Below are 15,826 nucleotides of genomic sequence, written 5' to 3' on the forward strand. Positions count from 1 at the left end.
GGCGTGTCTAGGCGGCCCCAGCCCCACCCCGCCGATCGATCTTCCGATTCAGGATGATCGAGGTCTGGGTCTGCTTGACCCCGTCGAGGTTACCGATGCGGTCGAGCAGGTCGTCGAGCTTTTCGTGGGTGGTACAGCGCAGGAAGGCCAGGTAGTCGAACTGGCCGCTGACCGAGGAGACTTCCTCGACCTCGACCATCTTTTCCAGGGCGCGGATGACGCCGGCGGTACTGCGCGGCAGGACGCTGATGGCGCAGTAGGCGCGTACGGCGGCCTGTTCCAGTTCCGAGCCCAGGCGCAGGCCGTAGCCCTGGATGATGCCATCACGCTCCAGGCGCGCCAGGCGGGTGACCACGGTGGTGCGTGCCAGGCCCAGCTGGCGGGCCAGGGTGGCGTTGGAAGCGCGGGCATTCTGTTGCAGCAGGTGGATGAGCTGCCAGTCGGTCGGATCGAGTTTGGTGAACATCGTGGCTGCCTGCCGGGGGCGGGCGTCGGGGCCGGAGGCCGCCGACGCGGGAGCCGACATTCTAGGCGGGGCGGCCGAGGGCAGCCAGGGCGGTGTCCAGGGATTCCTGCTGCTGGCGTTCGTACAGCGCCATCTCGTCGAGCACTGGGGCGCCCAGGGCGGCTTCGAAGGCGGCGCGATTGCCGCCGCTCTGGTATTCCTGCTGGCTGCCGGCCCCCAGGTTGGACTGGAAGATGCCCGCGGCGCTGACCGGCAGGAAGTCTTCGTAGGTGATGGGATCGGCGAGGAGCTGGCCGGCGGCGATCAGGGCGTCGGGATCGCGGCTATCGCTAGCCGGTTGGCTGCCGGACGCCACGCGATAGCGGAACCAGGCCAGGCCCTGGCGGCGCAGCTCATCCCAGTTGTCGGGCAGTGCCTGGAACACCTCGGCCAATACCGTTGCGTAGTCACTGCCGGCCGCCTTGCTGCGCTGGCGGACCTCCTGCAGCAGCTCGTCGTAGCGCTGGCGACCGGCCGGCGTGAGGGCGATGCCGCGCTGCTCGATCTCGCCGAAGCGCGCCGTGTGCGAACCCTGGACCTCGCCCTGGAACAGGATGGGTTCTTCCAGCGCCTTGAAGCTGGTCTGCCGCAGCAGGATGGGGCACTGGCGGCGGGGCGGGCCCTCGATGGTTTCCTTGGGCGCGATGCCCCGGGCGGGCATCCGGGCCTGGACGGCGTCGATGTCGAGGGTGCGCGGGGTCAGGTGGTTGATGTGCGGACCCTTGAAGCAGACCACGTCGGCGATCAGCCGATGGGCGTCGTGCAGGCGCTGATAGAGGCTGGCGTCGACATTGGCCTCGCGGTGCCAGCGAAAGGTCTCCAGGGCTTCCTGGACGAAGGCAGCGGCTTCGGCATCCGTCAGCCCGCCCTGGGCTTCGGCACGCTCGATCAGTTCCAGCACGCCCGGGCTGAAGATGCGGCGCTCGTTCAGGACCTTTTCGGCCAGCTGGCGCAGCTCGGCGTCTTCGATCAGCTCCAGGCGCAACAGCGAGGTGAAGACGCGGAAGGGATTGATCTGCAGGGCGGCCGGCGCGACCGGGCGGAAGGCGGTGGAATGCACCGGTACCCCGGCCACGCTGAGGTCGTAGTAGCCGACCGGCTGCATGCCCATCACGGCGAACAGGCGGCGCAGGGTGGCCAGTTCGGCGGCGGTGCCGACGCGAATGGCACCATGGCGCTCCAGATCCAGGCGCTCCGCGGAGTCTCCGGCGAAGCCCGGTTGTCCGGCGTTCACCTCGGCGACCAATTCCAGCAGGGTGCCGTACTGGGGCACCTCCTGGCGGTACATCGCCGACATGGCCTGGGAAAAGCGGGTGCGGATCAAGTCCGGGGAAAGCAGCGACGCGGCGGTCATGGGAGCGGCTCCTGGCTCAGGCTAGAAGCCGATTTCGACATGCCCACGCGGGCTGCTCAAGCGATCTTTGCTCATTGGATCATTCCCCGGGGGAATGGGCGGGATGCCTCAATGATCCCTGTGCTGGGTCTTGGGCTTCTTCACGTGGTCGGTGCCGGTATCACTGCCCGAACCGCTGCTGGAGCCATTGTCGGCCGCACCGACACCGGTGCTGGGCGCCTTTTCCATGCCATGGCTGCTGGTGGGATCGGGCCGCGCGGGAGTGGCCGGGGGATTGGTCGGACTGGTCTGGGCCAGGACGGCGCCGGACAGGCTGAGGCCCAGGATCAGGGCGGGAAGCAGGGGGAACGGGCGCATGGGGAGGACTCCTCTGGACGGATTCACTCCCTATTAGGCACCTCCCCCGCGGGGAGGTGCCGCACCGCGGATCAGCTGCCGCTGGTGCTGGCCTTATGGACCTTCTTGTGGGCCACCTTCTTGTGGTGGGTAGTGGCCTGCTTGCCGGTCTTGGCCGGGCTGTTGCTCGTCGCGGCAGGCGGCGCTGCCGGATCGGCCGGCGCCGTCTGGGCGAAGGCGGCGGAGGTGGCCAGCAGGCCGGCGAGGGTCAGGCAGAGGGTGGTGCTTTTCATGGAAGTCACTCCTTCGGTGGCTGATTGCAGCCTCAGTTAGCCGCCTTTCGCCTGGTAAAACCGTGTCCCTTTCCACAGCCAGGGCTATCGGTAACAAGACATTTCAGTCGACTGCCAAGGCGTTAACAGTCTGGCGATCTCTTCGCCGAGGGCCCGGCTTGGGCATAATGCCGGAACGCCCCCTCATCGTAGCCGCGCATGCCCAAGAGTCCTCACCTACCCAAGCGTCCCCGCTGGAGCAGTCTGCTGCTCTTGGCCCTGGGTCTGACGCTGCTGCTGATTCCGCTGCGCTATGCGGCCCAGCACTATTACGAGGCGCAACTGGCCGAGCAGAACGGCCAGACGCTGGACCTCTATGTCGCCAACCTGCTGGGCACCCTGCGGCGCTACGAGGTGCTGCCGGACCTGTTGGGCGATCTGCCGGTGCTGCGCCATGCCCTGGAAGGACAAGGCGACGGCAGCGCCCAGGACGCCGCCAGCCAGATGCTGGAAGACATTCGCCAGCGGACCGGGGCCGATGTCATTTACCTGATGCAGGATGACGGCACCTGCCTGTCCAGTTCCAACTATCGCCAGCCAGACAGCTTCGTCGGCCGCGACTTTTCCTTCCGGCCCTATTACAAGGCGGCCATGCAAGGCCAGCCGGGGCGCTTCTTCGGCCTCGGCACCACCTCCAGCAAGCGCGGCTACTACTTTGCCGCCGCCGTGCGCGACGGCGCGCGGGCCATTGGTGTGGTGGTGGTCAAGGTCGATCTGGACAGCGCGGAACGGCTTTGGGGCAACGCCCCCGAGCAACTGCTGGTGACCGATGACCTGGGCGTGGTCATCCTTACCTCACACGATGCCTGGCGCTTTCGCGCCACCCATCCGCTGGACGAGCGCCAGCGCGAGCAGGTCAATGCCAACCGGCCCTACCCCACCACCAATCCCGCCCCCCTGACCCTGGTGCCTGGCGACTGGCTGACCCAGACCCGCAACCTCGACGAGGTGGGCTGGACCGCCCGGATCCTGGCACCACGGGAGATGGTCGAGCGCCAGGTGCGCAGTGCCCTCTATGTCGGCGCGGCGACCCTGCTGGCGCTGCTGCTGTTGCTGGTGGTCATGACCCTGCGGCGGCGCCACTTCATCGAGCGCCTGGCGCTGGATGCCCGGGCCAAGCGTGACCTGGAGCTGAGCGTGGAGGAACGCACCCGCGACCTGCAGACGCTCAACGCCCGGTTGCAACAGGAGGTCCACGACCGCGAACAGGCCCAGCGCGAACTCATGCGCGCCCAGGACGAAGCCGTGCAGGCGGGCAAGCTGTCGGCGCTGGGGACCATGTCGGCCAGCATCAGCCACGAACTCAACCAGCCGCTGGCGGCCATTCGCAGCTACACGGAAAACGCCGTCGTGCTGCTCGACCACGATCGCCTGGACGACGCCCGCGGCAATCTCAAGCTGATCGGCGAGCTGACCACGCGGATGGCCAACATCATCGCCCACCTCAAGGCCTATGCCCGCGGCGCCCGCCGCGCGCCGGAGAGCGTGGTCCTGCAGGGCGCCCTGGAAGACGCCCTGGCGCTGGTCGCCGCGCGGCGCCGGGCCATGCAGGTGGAGCTGATCCGCGACCTGCCCGATGCGCCGCTATGGGTGCAGGCCGGCGAAACCCGCTTGCGGCAGATCATCAGCAATCTGCTGAGCAATGCCCTCGACGCCCTGGCGGAAAAGACCAGCACCCGCCGACTGTGGCTGACGACCAGCATCGACGAGCGCGGCGTGACGCTGATCCTGAGAGACAACGGTCCGGGCTTTTCCAGCGAGGCCCTGGCCCGCGCCCACGAACCCTTCTTCACCACCAAGGCCACCGCCCAGGGCCTCGGCCTGGGCCTGGCGATCTGCGATAACCTGTTGCGTACCCTGGGTGGCCATCTGCACCTGTCCAACCATGGCGATGGCGGTGCCGAGGTGCGCCTTTACCTGTTGCATGGCAAGCCGGGGGTCGCCTCGGTGCCCCAGGAAGAAGTCCGCGGTTGAACACCTTAGCCCCTCTACCTTAGGTCCTAGTCATGAACGCCCTGCCCCCCTTCGATCCCGCCAGCCAGATCCTGCTGATCGACGACGACGCCCACCTGCGCCTGGCACTGAGCCAGACCCTGGACCTGGCCGGCTTCAAGGTGACGACCCTGGTCGATGCCCGGGACCTGGAGCTGGCGGCCGTGCGCGATTGGCCCGGGGTGGTGGTCAGCGATATCCGCATGCCTGGCATCGATGGCCTGGAGTTGCTGGCCCAGTTGCACCAGCGTGACGCCGAATTGCCGGTGGTGCTGATCACCGGCCATGGCGACGTGCCCCTGGCGGTGCAGGCCATGCGCGCCGGGGCCTACGACTTCCTGGAAAAGCCCTTCGCCAACGACGCCCTGATCGACAGCGTGCGCCGTGCCCTGGGCGCCCGCCATCTGGTGCTGGAGAACCGCAGCCTGCGCCTGGCCCTGGCCGAGCGCCATGAACTGCAGACCCGGCTGATCGGCCAGACCCCGGGCATGGCCCGGCTGCGTGACCAGATCGGCGCCCTCGCCGCGACCCAGGCCGATGTGCTCATTCATGGCGAGACGGGCGCCGGCAAGGAGGTGGTGGCGCGTGCCCTGCACGACCTGTCGAATCGCCGCGACGGCCCCTTCGTCGCCATCAACGCCGGTGCTCTCGCCGAATCCGTGGTGGAGAGCGAACTCTTCGGCCACGAACAGGGCGCCTTCACCGGCGCCCAGAAAAGACGCATCGGCAAGTTCGAATACGCCAGCGGTGGCACCCTCTTTCTCGACGAGATCGAGAGCATGAGCCTGGATGTCCAGGTCAAGCTGCTGCGCCTGCTGCAGGAGCGCAAGGTCGAGCGCCTCGGCTCCAACCAGCAGATCCCGCTGGATATCCGGGTGGTCGCCGCCACCAAGGAAGACCTGCGCCAGGCTGCCGACCAGGGCCGCTTCCGTGCCGACCTCTACTACCGGCTCAATGTCGCCACCCTGCGCATCCCCGCCCTGCGCGAGCGCAGCGAGGACATCCTGCCGCTGTTCCGCCATTTCGCCCTGGCCGCCGCCGAGCGCCATGGCACGCCGGTGCGCGAGGCCGATGCCGAGCAGCGCGCGGCGCTGATCGCCCACAGCTGGCCGGGTAACGTGCGCGAATTGCAGAACGCCGCCGAACGCTTCGCCCTGGGCCTGGAGCTGGCCCTGGACAACAGCGCCTATGCGCCCCTGGCGCCCATGGCGGCGCCGCCCGTGGCCGCTGCCACCGTGGCGGCAGCGCCCGCCACGGCCGCCCTGGCCGCCGGGCTGGGCGAGCAGGTCGAGGCCTTCGAGCGCGAACTCATTCAGCGCGAACTGGCCCGGCCCCACGCCTCCCTGCGCAGCCTGGCCGAAGCCCTGGGCCTGCCGCGCAAGACGCTGTCCGACAAGCTGCGCAAGCATGACCTGCAATTCACCGGCGGTGCGGCGGACGAAGGCGACTAGGCCAAGGTCGGCTGGTCGCGCCTGACCGGGAGTGGCAGAGTAAGGGACTCAGGCGTCATGCAACAGACGTCGTGTAACAGGCGTTCGCGCAAGGAGACCCTCTTGACCTCGCTCATGCTCGCAGAAGCCGCCGCCAGCGGTGCGGCGGTCGCTCGCCAACTGGCGACCATCGACCAGGCCCTGGCGGCCCTGGCCGACGACCTCAGAGCCCAGCCGCCGCAGCTGGCGCTGACCGTGGCGCGTGGCAGTTCGGACCATGCGGCCAGCTATTTCGCCTACCTGGCCATGGCCCACCTGGGGCTGCCGGTGCTGTCCCTGCCGCCGTCGCTGGTGACCCTGCGCCAGGCACCACTGCGCGTCGAAGGGCAGCTCGCCCTGGGCTTTTCCCAATCCGGGCGCAGTCCCGATCTGATCGAGACCCTCTCGGCGTTGGATCGCTACGGCGCCCGCACCGCGGCCCTGGTCAACGAGATCGACTCGCCCCTGGCCCTGGCCTGTCGCCACGCCATCGGCGTGCAGGCCGGTCCCGAACACAGCGTCGCCGCCACCAAGAGTTTCATCGCCACCCTGGCCGCCGCGGCCCGGTTGATCGCCCACTGGCAGCAGGACGAAACCCTGCTCGCCGCCGGCGCCGCCTTGCCCGCGGCGCTGGATCGCGCGGCCGAGCTGAGCTGGGCGCCGGCGCTGCCGGTGCTGCGCGACGCCGAACGCTGCATGGTGGTGGGCCGCGGACCCGGATTCGCCATCGCCCAGGAGGCCGCGCTCAAGCTAAAGGAAACCTCGGCGCTGCAGGGCGAGGCCTTCAGTGGCGCCGAATTGCAGCACGGCCCCCTGGCACTGGTGGAACATGGCTATCCGCTGCTGATCTTTGCCCTGCGTGGCCCCGAGCAGGCCGGCCTGCTGCAACTGGCGCGGGACTTGCGCGGCCGCGGTGCCCGGGTGCTGCTGGCCGCCCCGGACGAGGTCGCCGAGCGCGATCTGCCCCTCGCCGCCGCCGGCCATCCGGACCTGGACGGCCTGCTGGCGATCCAGAGTTTCTATCGCATGGCTGCGCTGCTGGCCGAAGCCCGCGGGCAGGATCCAGACCAGCCGCGCCATCTGCGCAAGGTCACCCTCACCCGCTGAGGCCGCGCTCGAGCGTCCAGGCGCTGCCGCCTTCGGAGCGCCTGGATTTCCCGCTCCATCCAGAGAGCTAAGTCTTTGGAGCTAGCTGCCGTCGGCTGATCGACGGGCAATCTGCCAAGCGGTCCACAGAGCCGGTAAGTCGCTGGAAATCGGTCAATTTTTTCTTGTCGCTCCCGGCGATTTGTCTCAGCGTGCGCGCAACGGATGATGAGACAGCCCATATGGACATGCGCGCGATACCTGCGAGCAAGGTCTGCCTGACGACGAGAAACGTCCTCCTGGCGGAATTGCTCAAACCCTTTCTGGAAGAACGCCACGGCATCGAGCTGAGCTGCGCTCGCGAGCTGGAAGCGGCCGGCGAGACCAGCCTGGTGCTGGTCGATCTCGGCAGCGTGCCCGAGGCGTCACTGGAACGCTGGTTGGAAGGCCTGGCGCCGGCGGTCACCGTGGCCTTTCTCAATGCCAGCGTCGAACAGGCCCTGCCCTGGGTCGAGCGCTTTCCCGCCATCCAGGGCGTGTTCGCCCCCCAGGCCAGCCGCGACCAGTTGCTGCAAGGGCTCGGTGCGCTGCTGGCCGGCGAGGACTGGCTGCCCCGCGCCATCCTGGCCCACCTGCTGCGCCGCTCTCGTGAGCGCCCCAGCATCGCCGCCGACGGCCTGACCCGCCGCGAGCGGGAGATCCTCCGGCTGGTCGGCCGCGGGTTGTCCAACGCCGCCATCGGCGAGGCGCTGTGCCTGAGCACCCACACGGTCAAGAGCCACATGCACAACCTGTTGCGCAAGACCGGCGCCGCCAACCGCGCCGAGGCGGCGTTGCGCTTCCATGCCGGGCAGGATCTGCCGGGATGAAAGCCGCCTGGCTGCTGCTCGGGCTGTTGCTGGCCGGCCCGCTGCGGGCCGAGGGCGACATCATTCAGGGACTGCTGGTGGACAACACCATCTCCCGCTTCGGCCACGACTTCTATCGCCACTTCGCCGACCGCCTCACCGACACCACCGACCTGGACTTCAACCTGGTGGTGCGCGAACGGCCCTCGGCGCGCTGGGGCAGCCTGGTCTGGGTGGAGTACGAGCAGCGGCTGCTCTATCGGCAGTTCATTCCGCCCAACAACAGCGAACTCAAGGATGCCGCCTACGCCGCCGCGGATCAGGTCCACGAGGGCATCACCCGCCGGCGCCTGGAAAACCTGCTGCAGGACACTTTCGACATGGAAAAGGACGAGTTATGAACGCGCACGCCTGGAAGGCCCTGCCCCTGCTCTGCACCCTGGGCGTCGCCCCGGCCCTGGCGACCGAGCTGGTCTACTCGCCGGTGAATCCGTCCTTTGGCGGCAATCCGCTCAATGGCACCTACCTGCTGAACAACGCCACCGCCCAGGATCGTCACAAGGATCCCGACCTGCGCAGCAGCGCCAGCAGCCAGTCGCCCCTGGAGCGCTTCACCAGCCAGCTGGAATCGCGGCTGCTGTCCCAGGTGCTGACCGACATCAAGGACGGCAACTCGGGCACCCTGTCCACCGACCAGTTCATCGTCAACATCGTCGACGACTCCGGCAACCTGACCGTGCAGATCACCGACCGCGGGACCGGGGAGATTTCGGAAATCTCCGTCAACGGCTTCAACCAACCCTGAGCACGGATGCCTGCCATGAACGCCTTTTCCCTGGCGGCGGCCCTGACCGCCGCCCTCGTCCTGACCGGCTGCGTGCGCGACCCCATGCCCGCCGAACAGAACGCCGCTCCGACCCTGACGCCGCGCGCCTCCACCTACTACGACCTGCTGGCGCTGCCGCCACCCAAGGGACCGCTGGTGGCCGCCGTCTACGGCTTCCGCGACCAGACCGGGCAGTACAAGCCCAATCCGGCCAGTTCCTTTTCCACCGCTGTGACCCAGGGCGCCGGCAGCATGCTGGTGGACGCCCTGCAGGCCAGTGGCTGGTTCGTAGTGCTCGAACGCGAGGGTCTGCAAAATCTGCTGACCGAACGCAAGATCATCCGCGCCACCCAGAACAAGCCGGACCTGCCGGAGAATCTGCAGCAGGCGCTGCCGTCGCTGCAGGCGGCCAACCTGCTGCTGGAAGGCGGCGTGGTGGCCTATGACACCAACGTCCGCAGCGGCGGCGAAGGGGCGCGCTACCTGGGCATCGGCCTGTCCGAGGAGTACCGGGTGGATCAGGTCACGGTCAATCTGCGCGCCATCGACACCCGCAGCGGCCGGGTGCTGGCCAATGTCATGACTTCCAAGACCATCTATTCCATCGGGCGCCAGGCCGGCGTCTTCAAGTTCATCGAATTCAAGAAGCTGCTCGAAGCCGAATCCGGCTACACCACCAACGAGCCGGCGCAGCTGTGCGTGCTCTCCGCCATCGAGGCGGCGGTCGCCCATCTGGTCGCCCAGGGCGTCGAGCGGCGGCTATGGCTAGTGGCGGACGGACGTGATCCACGGGATCCGGCGCTGACCAAGTACCTGGAGCCGACCCGGCGCTAGGGATTAAGCCGCGAGGCCCGCGGGATTCGCTCCCTGGAGCGATAGCGATGGGCCAGGCGGCTCCGGACAATGCCAGGCGGAGAATCTTAGGCAATGACGGTGACAGAGATGCGCAGCCCAACCCGCGGCCTGGCCGTGGTCCTTGCCCTGGCACTCGGCCTGGACGCCCTGGCGTCGGCTGCCGATCTCATGGAGACCGGCGACCTGGGTCAGGCCCCAGCGGTCGGGCGCGACGCCGTCATCCGTCAGTTCGGCGTAGGCAACCAGGCGCTCATCGACCAGCGCGGCACCGCACTGCGCGCTCATATCGCTCAGAGTGGCGCCACCCAGGAAGCCAGCATCCTCCAGGATGGCACGGAACTCAGCGCGGTCATCCTCCAGGGTGGCTACGGCAACGTCGCGCGCATCGAGCAGGTCGGCAGCGGCAACCAGGCCGACATCCTGCAACTTGGCGTCCAGGGCAACGCCCGCATCGAACAGCACGGCTCGGGCCTGTCCAGCCGCATCGTCCAGTACGGAAGCAACCAGAACACGGTGGTACGTCAGTACCGCTGATGGCACTCATGGAGATCAGACAGATGTTTCTACTCAGACCCCTGGCCGCCCTGGCGCTGGCCCTAGTGGCCGCCAACGCCCTTGCCGAGAACAGCACCGCCACCGTCCAGCAGAATGGCAACAGCGGTACCATCACCCTGGACCAGAGCGGCGCCGGCAACAGCGCGGCCCTCTATCAGCTGCAGGGCGAAAGCAACGAGATCAAGGTGCTCCAGACCGGCGCCAGCAGCGCCACCATCACCCAGGGCGGCGACATCTATGGCTATGCCCAGGGCAACGTGGCGAGCCTGCGCCAGGAGGGCGGCAGCAACGTCCACACCCTGACCCAGGACGGCTTCGGCAATCAGGCCACCCTCACCTCCATGGGCAGCAACAGCGGCACCCTGGTCCAGTCGGCCTCCAGCGCCCAGCTGACCCTGGAGCAGAACGGTGACAACAACCAGGTGCGGGTCGACCAGAGCGGCGATGCCGTGACCGCTACCCTCAATCAGTCCGGCACCGATAACCGCATCGAGCTGACCCAGCAGGGCTACTCGGTCGACACCGTGGAGCTGACCCAGCGTGGCCAGGCCAACGTCGCCACGGTGCTCTCCTCCGGCAAGTTCAACGAATTGAGCTTCACCCAGGACGGTAATCGCAACACCCTGAACGTCGACCAGGCCGGCCGCGGCAATCGCTTCAGCGGCAGCTCCACCGGCGACGACAACCTGGCCAGCGTCACCGTCCAGGGTGACAGCAACCAGACCAGTATCGTCCAGAGCGGCAATGGCAACGAGGCACGCCTCGACGTCACCAGCGCCATCAGCACGGCCAGCGTCAGCCAGGTCGGCGACAGCAACCGCGCGAGCATCCTGCAGACCTCGGCCAACTTCAACGGCTTCAACGACAGCGCGCAGATCTCGCAGAGCGGCTTCGGCAACAGCGCCACCATCAACCAGCGGTGACGCGTGCCGCCTGGCTGCTCGCGGCCCTCCTGCCCCTGGCGGGCGGCGCCGCGGCCAGCGCCCGCCTGGAGTTGCAGCCGCAACCGGCGGGCGCTCAGGTACAGCTGTGCTTTACCAGCGAAGACACGCCCCTGAGCTACGAACTCATCATCGAATTGCACGGACCGGGTGGTGTCGCCCGCACCCGTCAGGCCGGCGAGGCCAGGGGTGACGGCTGCCCGGTCACCACGCGCCTGGGCGCCGCACCGGGCAGTCTGATCGAGGCGACGCTGACTTGGCAGCGGCAGGGACAGGCGCAGCCCTCCATCGACCGATGCTTGCAGCTGTAGCTCAGCGCAGAGGTTCCACGTGGAACCGTGGCTACAGGGTCAGCGGCAGTTCCAGCGGGGTCTGCTGCCGCGCCGCCAGGCGCTGCTGGAATTCGGCCGGGTCATGGATCAGCACGTCCTGGCCGGCGAAGGCCTGGGCGGCGATCAACCGGGACAGCCAGAAACGCACGCAGGCGACGCGCAGGAGCACCGGCCACAATTCGGCTTCGCGCGGCGTGAAGTGGCGATCGGCGGCATAGGCCGCCAGCAGTGCCCGAGCGCGCGGCAGGTCCAGCGCGCCGCTCTCGGTGGAGCACCAGTCGTTCACCGTGATGGCGAGGTCATAGAGCATCCAGCCGGAACTGGCGTTGTAGAAGTCGATGACGCCGGACAGCTGCGGACCATCGAACATCACGTTGTCGCGGAACAGGTCGCCGTGCAGATTGGCTTCGGGCAACGGTGGCTGCTCGCTCAGCAGCTCGCGGATCTCCCCCAGGGTGCGCTCCAGCAGCGGCCGGGCCGTGGCGTCCAGGCCCGGCGCCAGGCGCTCGCCTTCGGCCAGCATCCAGGCCAGGCCGCGATCACTGGCGCGCTCGATGCGGCGCTCGCCGGCGGTGGCTCGGTGCAGATGGCCCAGCAGGTGGCCGACTTCGCCGCAATGATGGGGATTGGGCGCACGCTCGTGGCGGCCGGCCAGGCGCGGTTGCAGCAGCGCCGGCTTGCCGGCCAGCTTGCGCAGGGCCTGGCCATCCTGGGTGCGTACCGCATAGGGCACCGGCAGGTCGGCGTCGTGGAGGACGTCGAGCAGCTCGATGAAGAACGGCATCTCCGCCACCGGACCACGCTCCACCAGCGTCAGGACGAATTCGCCGCCTTCCAGGCTGATGAAGTAGTTGGTGTTTTCCGAACCCTCGGCGATGCCCCGGAAATCCCGCAGCCGACCCAGGCCATAGGGCGCGAGAAAGGCTTCGAGGGTAGGACGATCGAGGGGCGTGAAGACGGACATGACGGGGCCTGGCGGGAGAATGTGCGAGCGGCGCGCAGTTTACCGGTCCAGGCGCCCTGCGCCTACCAGCTGAACAGTCGCCAGCTGGGGACGTGCAGGATCGGCTTGTCATTGGCGGCGGTGCTGCTGCCATCGGCGGGCACCAGCTCGTAGGGTGCGCCGTGCTTGGGGATGACCCGGGTGGACTGCAGTACGCCGCGGATGCTCGTCTCCTCGATGGTCTGGTTGCCGGCCTGGTAGCGGATCACCTTGATCTCGTCAGGCAGGGGCTTTTCCCCCGGTGGCAGCGGTTCCGCGGCCTGCACCAGCGGCGCCAGCAGCAACGCGGCGAAGAGGAAGCGACGAGCACCCATGGTAACCTTTGACCTTTTGAACGGAGCGAGTGGTCGATTCTAGAACCCGGCCCAGTTGTCGTCGAGACTGGCCGGACAGACGCCGCACACGCCACGACAAAGGTCCAGACCATGAGCCACGCCCCTCTCGTCCTGGTGGACGGTTCCTCCTACCTCTATCGCGCCTTCCACGCCCTGCCGCCGCTGATGACTTCCACCGGCAAGCCGACCGGCGCGGTGAAGGGCGTGCTCAACATGCTGCTCTCGCTGCGCCGCCAGTATCCGGACAGCCTCTTCGCGGTGGTCTTCGACGCCAAGGGCCCGACCTTCCGCGACGCGCTCTTCGCCGACTACAAGGCCCAGCGCCCGGCCATGCCCGACGACCTGCGTGGCCAGGTCGAGCCGCTGCACGCCTGCATCCGCGCCCTGGGCCTGCCACTGCTGGCCATCGAAGGGGTGGAAGCCGACGACGTCATCGGCACCCTCGCCCGCCATTGCGCCAGCGCCGAGCGCCCGGTGGTGATCTCCACCGGCGACAAGGACATGGCCCAGCTGGTCTGCCCCTATGTCACCCTGGTCAACACCATGAGCGGCAGCGTGCTGGACGTGGAAGGGGTCAAGGCCAAGTTCGGCGTGGGCCCCGAGCTGATCATCGACTACCTGGCGCTGATGGGCGACAAGATCGACAACATCCCCGGGGTGCCGGGGGTGGGCGAGAAGACCGCCGCCGGGCTGCTCAATGGCATCGGCGGTGGCCTGGATACCCTCTACGCCAACCTCGACGCCGTGGCCGCCCTGCCCCTGCGCGGTGCCAAGTCGCTGGCCGCCAAGCTGGACCAGCATCGCGAGCAGGCCTACCTGTCCTACCAGCTGGCCACCATCAAGCTGGACGTGCCGCTGGAGCTGACCTTCGACGAGCTCAAAGTCGGCGAGCCCCATGTGGAAGCCCTGATGGCGCTCTACCAGGAACTGGAATTCAAGTCCTGGCTGGATGAGCTGATCCGCGACACCAAACGCCAGGGTGCGCCCCTGCCGCTGGCCGAGGATGCCGCCACCACCCAGGTGGAAACCCACTATGACACCGTGCTGGAACAGGCCGATTTCGACGCCTGGCTGGCGCGGCTGCAGGCCGCCGACTGCTTCGCCTTCGACACCGAGACCACCAGCATCGACGCCCAGCGCGCCGAGCTGGTAGGGCTGTCCTTCGCCGTGGCGCCGGGCCAGGCCGCCTATGTGCCCCTGGCCCACAGCTACATGGGCGCGCCGACCCAGCTCGCACTGGAGCCGGTGCTGGCGGCGCTCAAGCCGCTGCTGGAGGATCCTAAGAAGCTCAAGGTCATGCAGCACGGCAAGTACGACCTCAATGTGCTGACCCGCTACGGCATCACGATCCAGGGCATCGCCTTCGACACCATGCTCGAATCCTATGTGCTGGATGCCACCGCCACTCGCCACGACATGGACAGCCTGGCGCTCAAGTACCTGGGCCACAGCACCATCCGCTTCGAGGACATCGCCGGCAAGGGCGCCAAGCAGCTGACTTTCGACCAGATCGCCATCGAGCAGGCCGGGCCCTATGCCGCCGAGGATGCCGACGTCACCCTGCGCCTGCACGAGACGCTCTGGCCCAAGCTGGAAGCCGTACCGGGCCTGGCTGGGGTCCTGCGCGACATCGAGATGCCGCTGGTGCCGGCACTGGCGCGCATCGAGCGCAACGGCGCCCTGGTGGATTCGGCGCTGCTCGGGGTGCAGAGCCGCGAGCTGGGCGAAAAGATGATCGCCCTGGAAAAGGAGGCCTATGAGCTGGCCGGCCAGGAATTCAACCTGGGTTCGCCCAAGCAGCTGGGCGAGATCCTCTTCGTCAAGCTGGGCCTGCCGGTGGTGAGCAAGACCGCCTCCGGCCAGCCCTCCACCGCCGAGGCGGTGTTGCAGGAACTGGCCGACCAGGACTTCCCGCTGCCCAAGGTGCTGATGCAGTACCGGCAGATGAGCAAGCTCAAGAGCACCTACACCGACAAGCTGCCGCAGCAGATCAATCCGCGCACCGGGCGCATCCACACCAGCTACCACCAGGCGGTGACGGCGACCGGGCGGCTGTCTTCCAGCGATCCGAATCTGCAGAACATCCCGATCCGTACCGCCGAGGGCCGGCGCATCCGCCAGGCCTTCGTCGCGCCGAAAGGCTATCGCCTGCTGGCGGCGGACTATTCGCAGATCGAGTTGCGCATCATGGCTCACCTGGCCCAGGACGAAGGTCTGCTGCACGCCTTCCAGAACGACCTAGACGTGCACCGCGCCACCGCCGCCGAGGTGATGGGCGTGCCGCTGGAGGAGGTCAGCAACGAGGATCGCCGCCGCGCCAAGGCCATCAACTTCGGCCTGATCTATGGCATGAGCGCCTTTGGCCTGGCCAAGCAGATCGGCGTTGGCCGGGCCGAGGCCCAGGCCTATATCGATCGCTATTTCCAGCGCTATCCCGGCGTGCTGGCCTACATGGAGCGTACCCGCGCCCAGGTGGTGGACCAGGGCTACGTGGAGACCCTCTACGGTCGCCGGCTGTACCTGCCGGACATCCACTCCAAGAACCAGGGTCTGCGTCGGGCCGCCGAGCGGGCGGCGATCAACGCGCCCATGCAGGGCACCGCGGCGGACATCATCAAGCGCGCCATGATCGCGGTGGATGGCTGGCTGCAGGCGACCCCGGAGCTGGACGCCCGAGTGATCCTGCAGGTACACGACGAACTGGTGCTGGAGGTCCGCGAAGACCAGGTGGAGCGCCTGCGCGAGGGCCTGCTACCGCTGATGAGCGGTGCCGGCGAGCTGGACGTGCCGCTGCTGGTGGAGTCGGGGGTGGGTGGCAATTGGGATGAGGCGCACTGATAGGCGCCGGAGGTTGGGATCGTTGGGCTTCGCAGGCTCAGCCCAACCTACGGGTTCTGCAGCACCGTGGCGTGGCAGACGGCACGGCCTTTTCCACCTGAGGATTGGGTGCCAAGGGTACCCTCACCCCGGCCCTCTCCCTGAGGGAGAGGGGGCGGTTTGGAGCGTGGTTTTGGCACGGCGACCTCGTAGCGTGGAAAACGGCGCCGCCTTTTCCAC

The 15,826-nt window shown here is 67.9% G+C and carries 17 protein-coding genes; 11 read left to right on the plus strand and 6 right to left on the minus strand.

Annotation, left to right across the window (positions count from 1 at the left end; all coding sequences use genetic code 11):
- Positions 1 to 7: 7 nt before the first annotated feature.
- The 4 genes from LRS53_RS06720 to LRS53_RS06735 form a co-directional block, all read right to left on the minus strand.
- Entirely contained in the window at positions 8 to 466 is a 459-nt protein-coding gene (locus LRS53_RS06720; protein ID WP_231355424.1) for an Lrp/AsnC family transcriptional regulator, read from the minus strand.
- 61 nt (positions 467 to 527) lie between these two features.
- Complete coding sequence (gene hglS / locus LRS53_RS06725; RefSeq protein ID WP_231355425.1) at positions 528 to 1,859, minus strand: 2-oxoadipate dioxygenase/decarboxylase HglS; 1,332 nt, start codon at positions 1,857 to 1,859, stop codon at positions 528 to 530.
- Positions 1,860 to 1,967: 108 nt separating this feature from the next.
- The gene (locus LRS53_RS06730; protein ID WP_231355426.1) at positions 1,968 to 2,216 is read right to left on the minus strand and encodes a hypothetical protein; all 249 of its coding nucleotides are present in this window, start codon (positions 2,214 to 2,216) and stop codon (positions 1,968 to 1,970) included.
- A gap of 71 nt (positions 2,217 to 2,287) precedes the next feature.
- Positions 2,288 to 2,488, minus strand: coding sequence for a hypothetical protein (locus LRS53_RS06735; protein ID WP_093253527.1), 201 nt, complete (start codon positions 2,486 to 2,488; stop codon positions 2,288 to 2,290).
- Between the two features lie 198 nt (positions 2,489 to 2,686).
- Between LRS53_RS06735 and LRS53_RS06740 the strand changes: the two genes are divergently transcribed.
- From LRS53_RS06740 to LRS53_RS06785, 10 genes are all read left to right on the plus strand, one after another.
- Positions 2,687 to 4,501 (plus strand): sensor histidine kinase, encoded by a 1,815-nt coding sequence (locus LRS53_RS06740; RefSeq protein ID WP_017641604.1) that lies wholly within the window; start codon positions 2,687 to 2,689, stop codon positions 4,499 to 4,501.
- Positions 4,502 to 4,533: 32 nt separating this feature from the next.
- A complete protein-coding gene (locus LRS53_RS06745) occupies positions 4,534 to 5,970 on the plus strand; it encodes a sigma-54-dependent transcriptional regulator (protein ID WP_231355427.1) in 1,437 nt (478 codons plus the stop codon).
- Between the two features lie 114 nt (positions 5,971 to 6,084).
- A complete protein-coding gene (locus tag LRS53_RS06750; RefSeq protein ID WP_231356100.1) occupies positions 6,085 to 7,095 on the plus strand; it encodes an SIS domain-containing protein in 1,011 nt (336 codons plus the stop codon).
- A 227-nt stretch (positions 7,096 to 7,322) separates the two neighbouring features.
- Positions 7,323 to 7,943, plus strand: a complete 621-nt coding sequence (locus tag LRS53_RS06755) for a helix-turn-helix transcriptional regulator (RefSeq protein WP_231355428.1) — start codon at positions 7,323 to 7,325, stop codon at positions 7,941 to 7,943.
- Positions 7,940 to 8,323, plus strand: coding sequence for a curli production assembly/transport protein CsgE (csgE, locus tag LRS53_RS06760; RefSeq protein ID WP_017641600.1), 384 nt, complete (start codon positions 7,940 to 7,942; stop codon positions 8,321 to 8,323). The genes LRS53_RS06755 and csgE overlap by 4 nt, the downstream gene beginning before the upstream one ends.
- Positions 8,320 to 8,727: a curli assembly protein CsgF gene (locus tag LRS53_RS06765; protein ID WP_017641599.1), complete on the plus strand. Its 408-nt coding sequence runs from the start codon at positions 8,320 to 8,322 to the stop codon at positions 8,725 to 8,727. The genes csgE and LRS53_RS06765 overlap by 4 nt, the downstream gene beginning before the upstream one ends.
- A gap of 15 nt (positions 8,728 to 8,742) precedes the next feature.
- Complete coding sequence (locus LRS53_RS06770) at positions 8,743 to 9,582, plus strand: CsgG/HfaB family protein (protein WP_017641598.1); 840 nt, start codon at positions 8,743 to 8,745, stop codon at positions 9,580 to 9,582.
- 108 nt (positions 9,583 to 9,690) lie between these two features.
- Complete coding sequence (locus tag LRS53_RS06775; RefSeq protein WP_231355429.1) at positions 9,691 to 10,137, plus strand: curli fiber surface-exposed nucleator CsgB; 447 nt, start codon at positions 9,691 to 9,693, stop codon at positions 10,135 to 10,137.
- A 23-nt stretch (positions 10,138 to 10,160) separates the two neighbouring features.
- The gene (locus tag LRS53_RS06780) at positions 10,161 to 11,081 is read left to right on the plus strand and encodes a hypothetical protein (RefSeq protein WP_231355430.1); all 921 of its coding nucleotides are present in this window, start codon (positions 10,161 to 10,163) and stop codon (positions 11,079 to 11,081) included.
- A complete protein-coding gene (locus tag LRS53_RS06785; RefSeq protein ID WP_231355431.1) occupies positions 11,078 to 11,410 on the plus strand; it encodes a hypothetical protein in 333 nt (110 codons plus the stop codon). Before LRS53_RS06780 ends, LRS53_RS06785 begins: the two co-directional genes overlap by 4 nt.
- A 31-nt stretch (positions 11,411 to 11,441) precedes the next feature.
- On the opposite strand, the gene LRS53_RS06790 is transcribed toward LRS53_RS06785, so the two are convergent.
- A complete protein-coding gene (locus LRS53_RS06790; protein ID WP_231355432.1) occupies positions 11,442 to 12,395 on the minus strand; it encodes a homoserine kinase in 954 nt (317 codons plus the stop codon).
- A gap of 62 nt (positions 12,396 to 12,457) precedes the next feature.
- Positions 12,458 to 12,748, minus strand: coding sequence for a DUF2782 domain-containing protein (locus LRS53_RS06795; protein WP_231355433.1), 291 nt, complete (start codon positions 12,746 to 12,748; stop codon positions 12,458 to 12,460).
- 111 nt (positions 12,749 to 12,859) lie between these two features.
- Between LRS53_RS06795 and polA the strand changes: the two genes are divergently transcribed.
- On the plus strand, positions 12,860 to 15,607 hold the full coding sequence (gene polA, locus LRS53_RS06800) for a DNA polymerase I (protein WP_231355434.1): 2,748 nt from the start codon (positions 12,860 to 12,862) through the stop codon (positions 15,605 to 15,607).
- Positions 15,608 to 15,826 lie beyond the last annotated feature (219 nt).

This window comes from Pseudomonas sp. PLB05, from assembly GCF_021106615.1.
Classification (GTDB): Bacteria; Pseudomonadota; Gammaproteobacteria; order Pseudomonadales; family Pseudomonadaceae; genus Chryseomonas; species Chryseomonas benzopyrenica.

What these genes read in the sequence shown, in the direction of transcription:
- LRS53_RS06720 (WP_231355424.1), bottom strand. Translation starts at nt 466, where the DNA reads ATGTTCACCAAACTCGATCCGACCGACTGGCAGCTCATCCACCTGCTG.
- hglS (WP_231355425.1), bottom strand. Translation starts at nt 1,859, where the DNA reads ATGACCGCCGCGTCGCTGCTTTCCCCGGACTTGATCCGCACCCGCTTT.
- LRS53_RS06730 (WP_231355426.1), bottom strand. Translation starts at nt 2,216, where the DNA reads ATGCGCCCGTTCCCCCTGCTTCCCGCCCTGATCCTGGGCCTCAGCCTG.
- LRS53_RS06735 (WP_093253527.1), bottom strand. Translation starts at nt 2,488, where the DNA reads ATGAAAAGCACCACCCTCTGCCTGACCCTCGCCGGCCTGCTGGCCACC.
- LRS53_RS06740 (WP_017641604.1), top strand. Translation starts at nt 2,687, where the DNA reads ATGCCCAAGAGTCCTCACCTACCCAAGCGTCCCCGCTGGAGCAGTCTG.
- LRS53_RS06745 (WP_231355427.1), top strand. Translation starts at nt 4,534, where the DNA reads ATGAACGCCCTGCCCCCCTTCGATCCCGCCAGCCAGATCCTGCTGATC.
- LRS53_RS06750 (WP_231356100.1), top strand. Translation starts at nt 6,085, where the DNA reads ATGCTCGCAGAAGCCGCCGCCAGCGGTGCGGCGGTCGCTCGCCAACTG.
- LRS53_RS06755 (WP_231355428.1), top strand. Translation starts at nt 7,323, where the DNA reads ATGCGCGCGATACCTGCGAGCAAGGTCTGCCTGACGACGAGAAACGTC.
- csgE (WP_017641600.1), top strand. Translation starts at nt 7,940, where the DNA reads ATGAAAGCCGCCTGGCTGCTGCTCGGGCTGTTGCTGGCCGGCCCGCTG.
- LRS53_RS06765 (WP_017641599.1), top strand. Translation starts at nt 8,320, where the DNA reads ATGAACGCGCACGCCTGGAAGGCCCTGCCCCTGCTCTGCACCCTGGGC.
- LRS53_RS06770 (WP_017641598.1), top strand. Translation starts at nt 8,743, where the DNA reads ATGAACGCCTTTTCCCTGGCGGCGGCCCTGACCGCCGCCCTCGTCCTG.
- LRS53_RS06775 (WP_231355429.1), top strand. Translation starts at nt 9,691, where the DNA reads ATGCGCAGCCCAACCCGCGGCCTGGCCGTGGTCCTTGCCCTGGCACTC.
- LRS53_RS06780 (WP_231355430.1), top strand. Translation starts at nt 10,161, where the DNA reads ATGTTTCTACTCAGACCCCTGGCCGCCCTGGCGCTGGCCCTAGTGGCC.
- LRS53_RS06790 (WP_231355432.1), bottom strand. Translation starts at nt 12,395, where the DNA reads ATGTCCGTCTTCACGCCCCTCGATCGTCCTACCCTCGAAGCCTTTCTC.
- LRS53_RS06795 (WP_231355433.1), bottom strand. Translation starts at nt 12,748, where the DNA reads ATGGGTGCTCGTCGCTTCCTCTTCGCCGCGTTGCTGCTGGCGCCGCTG.
- polA (WP_231355434.1), top strand. Translation starts at nt 12,860, where the DNA reads ATGAGCCACGCCCCTCTCGTCCTGGTGGACGGTTCCTCCTACCTCTAT.